This window comes from Pedobacter sp. MR22-3 (assembly GCF_026240075.1).
GTDB lineage: Bacteria > Bacteroidota > Bacteroidia > Sphingobacteriales > Sphingobacteriaceae > Pedobacter.
This window is the reverse complement of the sequence record NZ_JAPIVF010000005.1, coordinates 527690-543406: the sequence shown is the minus strand read 5'-3', so window position 1 is coordinate 543406 and position 15717 is coordinate 527690. Positions and strand designations below refer to the sequence as shown.

13 protein-coding genes are annotated in these 15717 nt (G+C 38.8%); 3 read left to right on the top strand and 10 right to left on the bottom strand.

The features are described from left to right. Positions 1-25 precede the first annotated feature (25 nt). The 3 genes from ligA (at position 26) to OQ267_RS14860 (ending at position 3553) form a co-directional block, all read left to right on the top strand. Positions 26-2038, top strand: coding sequence for an NAD-dependent DNA ligase LigA (ligA, locus tag OQ267_RS14870; RefSeq protein ID WP_265836582.1), 2013 nt, complete (start codon positions 26-28; stop codon positions 2036-2038). 88 nt (positions 2039-2126) lie between these two features. Continuing rightward, on the top strand, positions 2127-3014 hold the full coding sequence (gene dapA / locus OQ267_RS14865; protein WP_265836580.1) for a 4-hydroxy-tetrahydrodipicolinate synthase: 888 nt from the start codon (positions 2127-2129) through the stop codon (positions 3012-3014). A gap of 254 nt (positions 3015-3268) precedes the next feature. Beyond that, on the top strand, positions 3269-3553 hold the full coding sequence (locus OQ267_RS14860) for a hypothetical protein (protein WP_140418626.1): 285 nt from the start codon (positions 3269-3271) through the stop codon (positions 3551-3553). 59 nt (positions 3554-3612) lie between these two features. Here the strand turns inward: OQ267_RS14860 and OQ267_RS14855 are convergent, their stop codons facing one another. The 10 genes from OQ267_RS14855 to murD all read right to left on the bottom strand — a co-directional run bounded on the left by OQ267_RS14855 (position 3613) and on the right by murD (position 15680). Beyond that, positions 3613-3789, bottom strand: coding sequence for a hypothetical protein (locus OQ267_RS14855; protein WP_010602932.1), 177 nt, complete (start codon positions 3787-3789; stop codon positions 3613-3615). A gap of 217 nt (positions 3790-4006) precedes the next feature. Then, the gene (locus OQ267_RS14850) at positions 4007-5248 is read right to left on the bottom strand and encodes an aminotransferase class I/II-fold pyridoxal phosphate-dependent enzyme (RefSeq protein WP_088300058.1); all 1242 of its coding nucleotides are present in this window, start codon (positions 5246-5248) and stop codon (positions 4007-4009) included. A gap of 167 nt (positions 5249-5415) precedes the next feature. Continuing rightward, complete coding sequence (gene ftsZ, locus OQ267_RS14845) at positions 5416-7029, bottom strand: cell division protein FtsZ (RefSeq protein ID WP_088300377.1); 1614 nt, start codon at positions 7027-7029, stop codon at positions 5416-5418. Positions 7030-7158: 129 nt separating this feature from the next. After that, complete coding sequence (ftsA, locus tag OQ267_RS14840; RefSeq protein ID WP_088300059.1) at positions 7159-8517, bottom strand: cell division protein FtsA; 1359 nt, start codon at positions 8515-8517, stop codon at positions 7159-7161. A gap of 5 nt (positions 8518-8522) precedes the next feature. Continuing rightward, on the bottom strand, positions 8523-9719 hold the full coding sequence (locus tag OQ267_RS14835) for a cell division protein FtsQ/DivIB (RefSeq protein WP_265836578.1): 1197 nt from the start codon (positions 9717-9719) through the stop codon (positions 8523-8525). Beyond that, a complete protein-coding gene (gene murC, locus OQ267_RS14830; RefSeq protein WP_265836576.1) occupies positions 9712-11067 on the bottom strand; it encodes a UDP-N-acetylmuramate--L-alanine ligase in 1356 nt (451 codons plus the stop codon). The genes OQ267_RS14835 and murC overlap by 8 nt, the downstream gene beginning before the upstream one ends. Positions 11068-11148: 81 nt before the next feature. Continuing rightward, entirely contained in the window at positions 11149-12252 is a 1104-nt protein-coding gene (gene murG / locus OQ267_RS14825) for an undecaprenyldiphospho-muramoylpentapeptide beta-N-acetylglucosaminyltransferase (RefSeq protein ID WP_265836574.1), read from the bottom strand. 272 nt (positions 12253-12524) lie between these two features. Then, entirely contained in the window at positions 12525-12899 is a 375-nt protein-coding gene (locus tag OQ267_RS14820) for a four helix bundle protein (RefSeq protein WP_265836573.1), read from the bottom strand. A 179-nt stretch (positions 12900-13078) separates the two neighbouring features. Beyond that, positions 13079-14272: an FtsW/RodA/SpoVE family cell cycle protein gene (locus OQ267_RS14815; protein WP_088300064.1), complete on the bottom strand. Its 1194-nt coding sequence runs from the start codon at positions 14270-14272 to the stop codon at positions 13079-13081. Between the two features lie 16 nt (positions 14273-14288). After that, positions 14289-15680, bottom strand: coding sequence for a UDP-N-acetylmuramoyl-L-alanine--D-glutamate ligase (gene murD, locus OQ267_RS14810; RefSeq protein ID WP_265836571.1), 1392 nt, complete (start codon positions 15678-15680; stop codon positions 14289-14291). Positions 15681-15717 lie beyond the last annotated feature (37 nt).

Below are 15717 nucleotides of genomic sequence, written 5' to 3'. Positions count from 1 at the left end.
AGTTAACCTTTTTTATCTTTGTGTCATGTCGCTGTTTAAAATAAAAGAGGAAATGGATGCGCTGGTTGCCGAACTTAACCAGCACAATTATAATTATTATGTGCTGGCTATGCCAACTATCGGCGATTTTGAGTTCGATAAAAAATTAAAGCACCTGGCTGAACTGGAGCTGGCGAACCCAGACTATGCAGATCCAAATTCCCCGACTCAACGGGTTGGTGGCGATATCACCAAAAATTTTATCACTGTTCAGCATAAATATCCCATGCTTTCGCTGGGCAATACGTATAATGAGCAAGACCTCCGTGACTTCGACGAACGGATTCGAAAAGCCATAGGGGATAATTTCGAATATGTTTGTGAATTAAAATTCGACGGTTTATCCATCAGTTTAACTTATGAAAATGGAAAACTGATTAGGGCCGTAACCCGTGGTGATGGCACCAAAGGTGATGATGTAAACAATAATGTAAAAACAATTCACACTATTCCCCATCAAATTAAATCAGACCAGGCACCGGCACATTTTGAAATTCGGGGAGAAATTTTTATGCATAAAGCTGCCTTTTTGCGTTTAAATGCTGCACGTGAAGAGCTTGGTGAAATCCCTTATGCCAACCCCAGAAATTTTGCTTCCGGAACCATCAAAATGCAGGACAGCAAGGAGGTAGCTAAACGACCATTGGATGGTTTTATTTACTTTCTTTATACTGATAAAAATGAATTTAAAAACCATTGGGATAGCCTGATGGCTGTAAAAAATTGGGGATTTAATGTTTGTGAACACAATAAACTGGTTCAAAATATTGATGATGTATTGGCCTTTATTCACCATTGGGAAAATGAGCGCTTTAAACTCAGCTATGATATTGATGGGATCGTAATTAAGGTAAACAGTTATGCGCAGCAACAGGAATTGGGTTTTACGGCCAAATCTCCGCGTTGGGCTATATCCTATAAATATAAAGCTGCAGAAGTAGAAACCATTCTCGAAAAGGTAACTTATCAGGTTGGTCGTACGGGAGCAGTTACGCCGGTTGCTAATTTAAAGCCAGTTCTGCTAGCAGGTACGACGGTAAAAAGGGCCACCCTTCATAATGCCAATGAGATTGAAAGACTGGATTTACATGAAGGCGATGCTGTTTTTGTAGAAAAAGGCGGAGAAATTATTCCGAAGATTATTAAGGTAAACCTGAATAAACGTCTCGCCGGCTCGAAAAAGATTTATTACCTGCACAATTGTCCTGAATGTGGCACTGAACTCATCAGAAAAGAGGGTGAAGCCGTTCATTATTGTACAAATGATGAAGGTTGTCCGCCACAGATTGTAGGAAAAATACAGCATTTTATTTCCCGCAAGGCGATGAATATTGATGGCCTTGGCGATGAAACCATTGAAACTTTTTATAAACATGGCCTGGTAAATCATATTAGTGATTTGTATACCTTGTACCAAAAGGCAGATCAGCTGAAAACATTGGATCGCTTTGGCGAGCGTTCTATTGAGAACATGCTGATGGGCATAGAAAAATCAAAAGAAATGCCTTTCGAAAAAGTACTTTTTGGTTTAGGCATTCGCTATGTAGGCGAAACTGTAGCTAAAAAGCTGGCTGCCGGAGTAAAGAATATCGATCGTTTATCGAAAGCAACCGTTGAGGAATTAATTGCTATAGATGAAATCGGACAAAGAATTGCTGAAAGCATTGTTGAGTATTTTGCAAAAAAAGAGCATCTCGATCAAATAGAATTATTAAAATTAGCCAATTTACGCTTCGAAATTGAAGAAAAGCTAATTGAGCTGTCCAGTGATAAACTTATTGAAAAAACATTCGTAATTTCGGGCGTTTTTGAAAATTATAGTCGTGAGGAACTTAAAGACCTCATTGAGGCCAATGGTGGTAAAATTTTGAGCGGAATATCCGGTAAATTAAACTATCTGGTAGCCGGAGATAATATGGGGCCATCCAAACTGGAAAAGGCTACCAAACTAAAAGTTCCGATCATTAGTGATCAAGAACTTATAGATATGTTAAAATAAAAAATAAGGGAATGATTAGATTTAATGAATGGCAGAATGTGAGCGTTCGGTCAATCTTTCATTCAAAATTCAATAATTACAATATATAATGAACAAATTTCAGGGTACTGGTGTGGCATTGGTTACACCTTTCAATGCAGATGGATCTGTTGATTATAACGGTTTAAAAAACCTGATTAATCATTTGATCGACGGAGGGATAGATTACCTCGTTTCTTTAGGCACAACCGGCGAAACCGCCACGATGACCAAGGATGAGAAGAAGAAGGTGTGGGCTTACACTGCTGAAATTAACAACAATAGATTACCATTGGTTGCCGGCATTGGGGGCAACTATACCTTAGCTGTTGCTGAAGAGATCAAAACTTTTGATGCGACGGGATATAGTGCAATTTTATCTGTAAGTCCTTATTATAACAAACCAACACAAGAGGGGATTTATCAACATTATAAGCACCTGGCGGAGGTTTCGCCTTTGGATCTTATTTTATACAACGTACCCGGGCGCACCATGAGCAACATGAGCCCGGAAACCACCTGCAGGTTAGCGCATGATTTCAAAAACATCATTGCAACTAAAGAAGCCTCAGGAAGTTTTGATCAGTTTAACCAGATCATGAGGGATAAACCCGAAGACTTTCTATTGATCTCAGGAGATGACCCGATTACATTACCCATGATTGCTTTAGGTGCATCAGGGATAATATCTGTCGTAGCCAATGCAATCCCCAAACAGTTTTCTGATATGGTAAGACAATGCTTGGCTGGCGACTTTAAGGCTGCTGTTCCTGCACACTTAAGTTTGGTTGAGTTTACACGTTTGGCTTTTGCAGAAGGAAATCCTGCCGGGATTAAAGCTGCATTGAAACATTCAGGCATTTGCGGTGATACAGTAAGGTTACCTTTGATTAAAGCTTCTACTACCTTAGATCATGCCATTGAAAACGAATTGGCAAAGCTTGCTCAACTGGTATAACTAAATAATAAACATTGCTTTATTTGAAGCGTGTGTTTAAATGGAAACAGGTTCGTTCTTTTGCTCTTCAGCAATGGAATTAACCTGTTTTTTTATACGTATTTAAAATATTACAGTAGGTTATTCCGCTACCTGTCAACAACTTACCAGCACACCTTAACCTATTAATAAAAATAGACACCAACATTCTATTAAAGAATACTATGCAGGCATAGAAATTGAATACAGCATTCTACACACAAATTAAACACAAAATGAAAAAGCTACTATTAATGTGCCTATTAGCCGCAACGCTGATGGGCTGTAACGCGATTCAGTATTACGAACCGAAATTTACGATCGGTATGACCGAGCAGGAATTTAAAAATCTTAACAGATCTGCCGTCCAGGTTTATGGAGATGATAGAGATATGCTGATTTACAGAACCTATAATGGCATGACAGAAAACTTCAAATTTTTCCGTTTCTCCAAACAAAAACTGGTACAATTTGGTGAGGGAGTTTATGCAGATGACTATAAGCTTATGCTCTTGAAGTAACAAAAAACCTGCCTTCGGGATTCACTCAAAGGCAGGTTTGTCAAATATCTAATATTGGTTTAAGCTTTATTTTTTGTATCCTGTACTTCCAAACGAATGGCCTGGGCTAAGTTCTTTAAATCTTGCATACCTTTACGAACACGGGTTCCAGCGGCGCTATTCCCCTTGTTATAAAACTTGTCTGCATCAGCTTCCAAAGCTGCAACTAAACTTTTCACTTCTTCAAATTTTTTCATTTTCTTGTACTCCTGTAGTTTAAAGGTTTGATTTTTAATTATCTAACTCTAATTTAAATGGTTTGTTGCACAAACAAAAATATTCCTAAATAAAAATAGCTGTTTAAAGTGCTTTTTTTCTTCTCCACGCAGATCAAAGTCAACCTAAGAAACACTGGTAAAGCAAAAAGCCAATTATCTTAAATAATTGGCTCCTGTATTCTAATACTATAACTGCTTATGCAATTGCAAACTGATTTTCTTTATAATAACCGTTTTCCAATTTTTCTGAAACTTCACTAAATGCATCCAATGTACGTTGAACATCTTCTAATGTATGTACAGCTGTTGGAATTAGACGCAATTCGATCATTCCTTTAGGAATTACCGGATACACTACGATTGAGCAGAAAATACTATAATTTTCACGTAAATCGAAGGTAATGGCAGTAGCATCCGTTAATTCGCCCTTTAAGAAAACGGGGGTCACAACTGAATTGGTTACCCCTAAATCAAAACCGCGTTCACGTAGTCCTTTTTGTAAGGTGGTGGCTATTTCCCATAATTTATCCTTAAGCTCAGGTTTTCCTTTTAACAGTTCTAAACGTTTTAGAAGTCCTTTAACCATTGGCATAGGTAATGCTTTTGCAAAGGTTTGAGAACGCATGTTGTACCTTAGGAAATTAGTGATTTCTTCTGTAGACGCTACAAATGCACCAATACCAGCCATAGATTTAGCAAATGTTCCAAAGTAAACATCAATGCCTTCAATGCAATCCTGTGCTTCATGTGTACCAGCGCCTGTTTTACCCATGGTTCCAAAACCGTGTGCATCATCAACCAGGATCCGGAATTCGAAATCATTTTTAAGGTCAACGATTTCTTTTAGTTTACCTTGCGCACCACTCATGCCGAAAACACCTTCGGTAATTAATAAAATACCACCTCCAGATTCTTTAGTCAGTTTGGTCGCACGTTCTAATTGTTTACGGGCACTATCAATATCATTGTGTTGGTAAACAAATCTTTTGCCCATGTGCAAACGCAGGCCATCTATAATACAGGCATGAGATTCTGCATCATAAACAATTACATCATTTCTATCAACCAGGGTATCAATAATCGAAACCATCCCTTGATAGCCATAATTCAACAAAAATGCATCGGGTTTACCAACAAACGCAGCAAGTTCCTGCTCCAGTTGCTCATGATATTTTGAGTTACCGCTCATCATCCTGGCACCCATTGGGTAAGCCATACCAAATTCGGCCGCGGCCTCTGCATCAGCTTTTCTAACCTCCGGATGATTGGCTAAACCTAAATAATTGTTTAAGCTCCAAACCAAATGCTCTTTTCCTTTGAATTGCATGTGCGGTGCAATCTCTCCCTCTAATTTTGGAAATGAGAAATACCCATGTGACCATTTTTGGTGCTGACCAAGCGGGCCCATGTGCTTTGCTATCTTATCGAATATATCCAATGTACTGTGTATTTTGTATAATAAAATTTTGCGAATTTAAGCTTTATTCGTCTTAAAATCAATTAGATTAATCTTTTGCCTGTCAATTAAGATTTTTAACGATCTAATTTTATGCCAAAAAAGCCCCCGATATTGTATCGGGGGCTCAAAATTATATGTGGTCAGACTTAGTCAACGTTATCATGTAAAAAAGAATTGTTTGGTCTGATCTCTGTACCACCATCCTGATCGTTGCTGAGTGTAAAACGACTCACCTGTGATTCTGAAGAATGCTGAACTTGCTGCAATTGCATTTGTTTACGTTTATAAGCAGGTTCATTTTCCAATTCCTGTAAACCATTGGTTGTACGCAGTTTCATGCTCAAATCTTTCAGACGTAAAATACGTTCTTTAGATTTTTTCAACTGCTCTTCCATTGATTCGTCACTTTTATCATCATCTAAACCAACCACCGGCATTTCTGGTTCAGGAGTTGGTTCAGCAACCGGTGTATCAAATACGTAATTAGGTTCGGCCAACTTCACTTCAAACTCAAACCCGGTTTCTTTCGGCTCTTCTACCTGAGGTTCTTCCTCCATCAGGGTATGGCGAACGATATGGTTATCCGGCTCCTGCTGTTTTTGAGCTTCTGGCTTGTTGAACATTCCACCAAAAAGATCTGCTTGTGAAACTTCTTCTTTTGCTTTTAAAACAGGCTCATAAGATGGTGCTGCTTTTGGCTGAATAAAAGAGTTTACCGGTTCAATCGGGCGAACCAATGGTGCTTCTTCTGGTGTTAACAGTGAAATTTTCTTCTTATTTTTTTCTTCATGAACGCGCTCTTCTGAAGTCTGGAAGCCCGTAGCAATAATGGTTACCGATAATTTATCTTCCAATGATTCATCCGTACAGTTACCCCAGATTAAATCTGCTGATAAACCTGCTTTATCCTGAATGTAATCTGTAATAATGGAAACCTCATCCATGGTTACTTCACGAAGACCAGAACTGATGTTCAATAAAATATAACGGGCGCCTTCAATTTCATTATCTTTCAATAATGGAGAAGCTAAAGCACCTTCCACCGCTTCTAATGCACGATCTTCGCCATCAGCAGAATGACTACCCATAATGGCTACGCCACTATCTTTCATCACGGTACGCACATCCTTAAAATCCACGTTGATATAACCTGGAACAGTAATGATTTCGGCGATGCCTTTAGCTGCAGTAGTTAAAATATCGTCAGCCTGCCCAAATGCTGAACCTAAGGTCAGGTTTCCAAAAATCTCACGTAAGCGATCATTTGAAATAACCAGATATGAATCTACATATTTCTTTAACTCTTCCATTCCTTCATCAGCCTGAAGACGACGTCTTTTCCCTTCGAATGAAAATGGAGTAGTAATGATGGCAACAGTTAAAATATCAAGTTCTTTAGCAGCTTTCGCAATAATTGGCGATGCACCTGTACCGGTACCGCCACCCATTCCTGCTGTAATAAAAAGCATTTTGGTTGTACTACCCAGCATAGCTTTAATATCATCTATATTCTCTATTGCCGAGTTTTTACCCACCTCAGGAATAGAACCAGCACCCATTCCTTCGGTTAAGCTGGCCCCTAATTGCACCTTGTTAGGGATAGGACTAGATTCCAAAGCCTGGGCATCTGTATTACAAATAATAAAATCTACACCAGTAATACCTGACAGGTACATATGGTTTACTGCGTTGCCGCCACCGCCTCCAACACCAATTACCTTAATAATTGAAGACTTATCTTTTAACATTTCGAACTGCATATCTTTATGAATCAGTTGTTTAAAAATTTTTAAATTCTGTTCATTACTCAATGTAATATTAACACTTTTTCAACATACGTTTTCCACATTTGTTAAGAATGTGGAAAACTCATTTTTTGTGGAAAAGTTTTAGCTTTTTAAGTAATCTTCATCACTCACATTCATATCGTCCTGAATGAATGTTTTCGTTTTCGCCAGTAATTTATCAAACAAACCTGGTCCACGTTTTTCTTTCTCTTTAACCGTTTTTGGCTTCTCTACAAATACCCCTGGTTGCTTCATTTCCTCAATCAGCTCTTCTGCTTTTTGAATACCTTTAATTAACAATCCAACACTGGTGGCATACATTGGGCTTTTCAAGTCATCATAAATCGTTTTCGGCATATCTTCATATTTAGATAAATGCTCATTCGGATATCCGATGCGGCAATCTAAACCTGTTACATACTCTACTGCCTGAGATAAGTGCTTTAACAGTGCGCCACCACCTGTGATGACAATGCCACCAATTAATTTTTTCTCATATCCGGAAGATTTGATTTCGTAATATACATGCTCAATAATTTCTTCCATCCGTGCCTGGATTACATAAGCCAGGTTTTTGACTGATATTTCTTTCGGTTCGCGTCCACGTAAACCTGGTACACAAATGATTTCATTTTCTTTGTTCTCCTCAGCAAGGGCAGAACCAAAACGTGTTTTCAGCAACTCAGCCTGGTTACGCATGACAGAACAACCCTCTCTGATGTCTTCAGTTACACTATTACCACCAAATGGAATTACCGCTGTATGGCGAATAATGCCTTCATGGAAAATAGCAATATCTGTAGTACCACCACCAATATCTACCAATGCGATCCCCGCTTCTTTCTCTTCATCGCTCAACACCGATTCAGAAGACGCCAATGGCTCAAGAATTAAATCCTGCGTTTGTAATCCTGCATTGTTTACACATTTAATGATGTTTTTCACCGCGGTAACCTGACCGGAAATGATATGAAAATTAGCTTCCAGACGTACGCCAGCCATACCTATAGGATCTTTAATTCCCGGTTCGTTATCAATGGTGAATTCCTGTGGCAATACATGGATGATCTCCTCTCCTGGAGGCATCACCAGTTTAAACATATCGTCAATCAGCTTATCGATATCTTTTTTACCAATTTCGTTGTTTAATTCTCTTCTTGTTAAAATCCCTCTATGCTGTAAGCTTTTGATGTGCTGACCAGCAATCCCTACATTTACCACCTGTATTTCTACGTTGGATTGTCCGCTTGCGATTTCTACTGCCTGCGCGATGCCTTGCACGGTTTTTTGAATGTTAGAAACCACTCCACGTGTCACACCTGCCGATTCTGCTTTGCCTATTCCTAAGATTTCTATCTTACCATGTTGGGTTCTGCGGCCAACGATAACACAAATTTTTGTAGTACCGATATCTAATCCTACTACAATGGGAGACTGACTGGTAAATTTTGCCTTGTCCATATTTGTTAATTTTGCTGAGTTTTATATTGTTTTTCTAGGGCTCTGATTTCTTTTTCTCTTGCTTCTTTCTGCTTTTTAAGCTCTTGTACACTTAATACAGGTTTTGCCTTAGTTGTTGCTTTTTGATTTTCTTCTTTTTTAGTTTCTTTCGCCTTTGCCGCCTGAACTACAGGCTTTTTGGGTTCAGTCTTGTTTTCAACCTTTTTCACCTCAGTTTTCTTGGTTTCAGTTTTTTTGACTTCGGGCTTTTGTGGCTCCGGCTTCCGGGGTTCTGTTCTTTTTACTTCAGTTGCTGATGCAGTCTGAACAGGTGTTTTTTTAATGGCCGCCGCGATTACATCCTTCACCAATGAATCAGAAACCCTTTGCTGTACACGAACGCTATCCATCTTTGATAAACGCTTTAAATTCCTTGCGATTTCTGTAGAGTCGCGCCTTTGGCAAACAATCTGATTGGTATACTTGATATTAATGGTTTTATAAGCTTCCCATCCTACCTGCGGCATTGCTTTTTTATAGAAAATAAGCAGGTTATTCATTTTCTTTTCCAGCGAATCAGCATTACCTAAAATTATACGCTGATTACCCACCCTTGGAATGAGTTCCATATCATTTTGCTGATCTACCACGACCTGTTCAATCTGGGCATCCCAAAGTGTATCCTTTTTGATGTACTGAGCAGTTTTATAAAGGTCGCGGGCCAATTTAGTATGTAAGGTATCTACACGGCTTCCAAAAACCTCCGAAATATGACCTGTAGCCACCAGCACATTTGCGGTAAAATTAGAAGAGGTAGGCATTTTTAATCCATCATTATCTATATAGAAATCTTGTCCAGTTTCATTTAATATACGTACAATGGGCTGTCTTTGTTTGACTTCGATGTTTAAAATTCCATCCATATCTACATAAACCTTTGCAAATGCGATATAAGGGTTGGATTGTAATTTCTTTTCTATTTTATGGATGTTAATGTTTTCCAGATTTCTTCCTAAAAGCACACCCTGATCTTCTTTCAGGATGGCATCAATTTCTTCTCTTTCGATAAAATTATCTGCACCGGGAATTAAAATTTTTACATCAGTACATTTTACCGTCTGCTTTTTAACATTAATAAAACTTAAAAGCACCACCACGCCAGCCAGGCTAATTAGCCAGGCAAAGCCGGTAAATATTGCGCTCCAGTTTATTCGCTTAAGCATGGTTTAATGTATTTTTAATGGGTTCAATAAGGGTATCAATATCGCCGGCACCAACCGTTAGAATCAGTTCAGGCTTTTCTTGCGCGATATATTCGATCACGGCATCTTTTTCAACAATTCTTTTATTTCCAAGTGTGATTTTATCCAGTAAGAACCGTGCATTTACACCTTCCAAAGGCAATTCTCTGGCCGGGTAAACATCTAATAATAAAAGTTCATCTGCGGTACTTAAAACGCGGGCGAAATCATCTGCAAAATCCCTTGTCCGTGTAAACAAATGCGGTTGAAAAATCACTGTCAGTTTTTTCGTTGGGTATAGCTGCCTAACCGCATCAAAACATGCCCTAAGTTCTTCAGGATGATGCGCATAATCATCAATATATATCTGCGATTCGTTATTGACAATATATTCAAAACGACGTTTAACCCCTTTAAAATTGGCAACGGCCAGTTTTACTTTTTCGGCATCAATCCCCAGCTGTAAAGCGATGGCTATGGCTACAGTTGTATTTTCCACATTATGCTTACCAGGCAGCATTAAGCTTACATCTGTCAGCTGATGATTGGAGTCAACATAATCAAAAACAAATTTCGCCCCTTCAACCCTTAAGTTTATTGCCTTTGCATCAGCGGTTGAGCTTGCGGCATAGGTGATGCTATTTTCTAAAGGCAAACCTTCGTGAACATACAGTTTGCCCTCAGCCTTTAGCTGACCGGCATATAACCTGAAAGATTCTTCCAGATGGCTTTTATCACCATAAATATCCAGGTGATCGGCATCCATTGAGGTAACAACAGCAATATCAGGGTGTAAGGTCAGGAATGAACGGTCATATTCATCCGCTTCTACAACCACCACATTATTTTTTCCGAAAAGCACGTTGCTGTTGTAATTACTGGCAATGCCACCCAAAAATGCAGTACAATCATATCCTGTATCTTTCAGAATATGTGCTACTATAGAAGATGTGGTTGTTTTCCCGTGTGTACCCGCTATCCCGATACAGAACATTCCCTTGCTAATAATTCCTAACACTTCAGATCTCTTCTTCAGCACGAATCCGTGGTTTCTAAAATAATTGAGTAATTGAGCATCTTTCGGAATGGCGGGGGTGTAAACCACCAAAGTATCTTCTTTTGGATGGAGAAATGCTTCAGGCAATTCAGATACTTCATCAACATAAGTGATCTGTATACCTTCCTGCGCTAATGTTTCAGTAAGTCGGGTTTTAGTTTTATCATAACCACAAACGTCCTGCCCACGTTTAGCAAAATAACGGGCGAGCGCACTCATGCCGATACCACCGACACCTACAAAAAAGACCCTATTTATTTTACTTAATTCCATTTTTATTAGATTTGAGATGGGAGATATGAGACACTAGACAAATGGTCTAATCTCAAATCACACATCTAGTTTCTCATCTCTTTACTTAATCAATTTCAACACTTCACCCGCTATCATTTCATCAGCTGCCGGCAAGGCCATTTTCCCTATGCTTTCTGATAACTTAATGCGCTGACTTTCATTTTTCAGCAATTCCAAGGCTGTTTTAACCAAAGTATCTTCAGCAGAACGGTCATTGATGAGCAAAGCAGCACCATTTTTAACCAGTGCCATTGCATTTTTAGTCTGATGATCTTCTGCTACATTTGGAGAAGGCACCAGTATTACTGGTTTTTTGATCAGGCAAAGTTCTGCAATGGTTCCTGCTCCGGCACGGGAGATAATTACATCTGCCGCTGCATAAGCCAGGTCCATTTTATTTAAAAATTCCAGGATGCGCACGTTGGGGTGATATTCAAGCCCTAACCTTTCAATAATTCCTTTATAATAAAACTTACCGGTTTGCCAGATCACCTGAACATCCTGAGCTAAAATTTCAGGCAGGTGTTTTTCAATCGCTTTATTTAAGGTTCCTGCGCCTAAACTCCCGCCCGTAACCATAATGGTTTTTTTCAGTGGATCAAGTTTCAAAAGTTCAGCACCTGCATGGTGTTTACCTTTAATATCCACCACCTCTTTACGTACCGGATTACCTGTTTTCAAGATCTTATCTGCCGGGAAAAACTGATCCATTTCGTCAAAAGCGACACAAATCTTGGCCGCTTTTCTGCCCAGCCACTTGTTGGTAACACCTGCATATGAATTTTGCTCCTGTATTAAACCTGGAATTCCTTTCAATGAAGCCGCATACAATAACGGACCAGAAGCATATCCCCCTACACCAACAACAGCATCAGGTTTAAAATCTTTAATAATTTCCAGGGCTCTTTTTACACTTCCGATCACTTTAAATGGCAAGGCCAGATTTTTCATAATCGAACCGCGCTGCATACCACTGATATTCAATCCTATAATTTTATATCCGGCAGCTGGAACTTTTTCCATTTCCATCCGGCCGTTTGCGCCCACAAACAAAATTTCACAGGAAGGAACCAAGCGTTTAAGCGCATTGGCTATGGCTACGGCGGGAAATATATGCCCGCCGGTGCCACCACCTGATATGATAATTTTTGGGGAATTATTCATTTTGTTATTTAATTATTGAATGAGGGAATTTTGAATGAGGGAATGTTCAATAAAGATAGCTACATTCAATCATTCGTTCATTCTATCATTCTTATTTAATTATTGAATTTGTGAATTTTGAATGAGTAAATGTTTAATAGCGACAATTACATTCTATAATTCAATCATTCTTTATTTCTATCTCTAATTATTGAATTTGTGAATTTTGAATGAGTAAATGTTTAATAGCGACAATTACATTCTATAATTCAATCATTCTCTCATTTAATCCTTTATTTATGATTACTTACTGTTTTTCTTGCTTTAGCTACAATTGCTAAAATTTCATTTACTTCTTTCAATAATGGTTGAGCTTCCATCGAATTTGTAATCTTCGATTCTGTTAGGATCTCAATCCAGAACGCAGTTTCATCCGCTTCCTCAACAACAATACTCAGCTTAGAAAAAAATTCTGCCCTGGACCTACTTCTGCATGCAGCTCTATAATTTGCTCCGACTGATGATGCTGATCTTATAAATTGCCTACCTATTATTTTTCCTTCTTCAGTTTTTGGCAGTGCTTGATAAAACTTTATTGAATCCAAAACGAACTGCTTTGTTCTGGCTTTTATCGATTCTACAAAATCAATTTTAGTTACATTCTCCACTATTTATTAATTTCTAACTATTAAACTTTGGGATGTTCACTTCAATAGGGAATTCTATCACTTACTCATTACAACAATCTCATTCAATCATTCAAAATTCTGTCACGCTCTCAATCATTCATTAATTAATTATTGTCTCACTCGCTAATTCAATCATGCTATCACTCACTAATTATTAATTAAGCCATCGCCGGAATCTCTCCTACAATCACTTTATTCTTTACTTTTTCTTTCTCCTCTTTAGCTCCTCCAATGGCATTTTCTTCCACATCTCTACTTACACTCAGGATAATACCAAAGGCTACACTGGTAAAAATCATTGATGTTCCACCCATACTCACCAATGGTAAAGGCACGCCCGTTACCGGACCCAAACCTACGGCTACTGCCATATTTGCAAAAGCCTGAATGGTTAAACTAAAACTCAAACCGGCAGCCAGCAGTGCCCCGAAAGCCTTCGGAGCCTTGGTCACTATTTTTATGCATCGGTATAAAAGCACCAGGTAAAGCACCATAATGACAATTCCGCCCAGTGTTCCCCATTCTTCAATAATAATGGCGAAAATAAAATCGGAATACGGATGGGGAAGGAAATTGCGCTGTGTACTATTACCTGGTCCTTTACCAAAAACACCACCAGTGGCCAGGGCAATTTTTGCCTGATCGGCCTGGAAAGTTTTATCTGAATGCTGCATCTCCGGATGCATGAACGTATTAATCCTCGACATGTAAGTCTTCCGCCTCGGCCCGAGGAAGAATACAAATAACAATAACACAAGACCACCCGCACAAACAATGGCTATTTGCTTGATACTAATCCTGCCGATAATTAACAGCAAAATACTTACACCGAAAAGCATTAGTGCCGTTGAAAGGTTAGCCAATGCAATCAGTACAAAAACCACACAAACGGAGCCCATGATTGGTAAAAAGGACTCTTTTACATCTTTAATATTCTCCTGTTTTTTCGTCAGCATCCTGGCCAGAAATGTTATTAAAGCCAATTTTGCCAAATCGGATGTTTGAAAAGTCAATCCGATTACCGGAATCTTTACCCAGCGTGACGCATCGTTTAAATTTGTTCCAAAAATTAAGGTGTAAACCAGTAATGGAATCGTGATAATCATTAATATTTTAGATATACCTGCGTAATACCTATAATCCAGCAAATGTGCAATGTAAATCATCCCAATCCCCATCAAAACAAAGATGAGGTGTTTGGTTAACAGCAATTTCTCTACGGCTTCGCCTTTTTTATAGGCCAAAGTTCCCGTTGCACTATAAACTGCCATTACAGAGATAAGCGAAAGCAAGATGATGATCAACCAGATCCATCTATCGCCTTTTGTTTTATCAAGTAGTGCTTGGAACATATATTAGCCTCCTATATTATAATTCTTTAACTGCTGCTTTAAACTGGTTGCCGCGGTCTTCATAGTTTTTAAATAAATCAAAACTGGCACATGCAGGCGAAAGTAAAACTGCATCCCCGCGTTTGGCCAGGTGAAAAGCAATCTGAGTGGCTTCATCAGCAGAAAACGTATTTACAATAACTTCCACATCATCTTCAAAGGTATCATGAATCCGTTTGTTATCCTTACCTAAACACACAATCGCTTTCACTTTACTTTTTACAAGATCTTTTAGCATGTTGTAATCATTGCCTTTATCAACTCCGCCCATAATCAACACCACATCGGCTGTCATACTTTCCAGCGCATACCAGGTAGAATTCACGTTGGTGGCCTTGCTATCATTGATAAAATCAATTCCTGATATCTTAGCTACATGTTCTAACCTGTGCTCAATATTTTTGAAATTGCCCATACTTTCACGAATGGTCTCATTTCTTAACTCTAAAACCTTCGCAACAATGCCCGAAGCCATAGAGTTGTAAATGTTGTGCTTGCCCTGTAAGGCTAAATCTGAAATAGACATGGTTAGTTCTTTATTAGGTTCTGTTAGGATATGTATGGTTTGTGCTGCTAAATAAGCACCAGGTTCATTCTTTTTAATAATGGAAAACGGAAATACATTTGCTAAAGGCTTAAAGGCCTGCACTGCTTTTACAGTTTCTTCATCATCGGCACAATAAATGAAGACATCATCTGCCGTTTGATTTTGAATAATGCGCATTTTGGATGCAACATAATTTTCCATTTTGTAATCGTAACGATCTAAATGATCGGGCGTGATATTTAAGAGCACAGCAATATCTGCCTTGAATTTAAACATATCATCAAGCATGAAACTGGAGATTTCCAGCACATAATAATCATAGTCCTTATCAGCTACCTGCGCTGCGAAACTGTGACCAATATTTCCTGCAAGTCCTACATTTAAACCCGCATTTTTCAAAATGTGGTACGTAAGCAAACTGGTGGTTGATTTACCGTTTGATCCTGTAATGCAGATGGTTTTCGCCGTGGTATATCTTTTGGCAAATTCAATTTCTGAAATGACAGGCGTTCCCTGGGCGATTAATTTTCTAATGATCGGTGCAGTTGGCGGAATACCAGGGCTTTTGATTACTTCTGTTGCATTTAAAATCAATGCTTCAGTATGTTTTTCTGATTCAAAAGGAATGTTCAGTTTCTCTAATGATGATTTATATTTATCGGCAATTACGCCGAAATCTGAAACGAATACCTCAAAGCCTTTGGCCTGTGCAAGTTTCGCTGCACCAACGCCACTTTCGCCTGCGCCCAAAATAACCACACGGCCCTGCCCTGCCATTGCTGACTGCGGGTTTTCTAATGTGTTATTTTGAACTGTGTTCATTTTTAATTAGTATTTAGTATCAAGTCAAGAAGCTTAA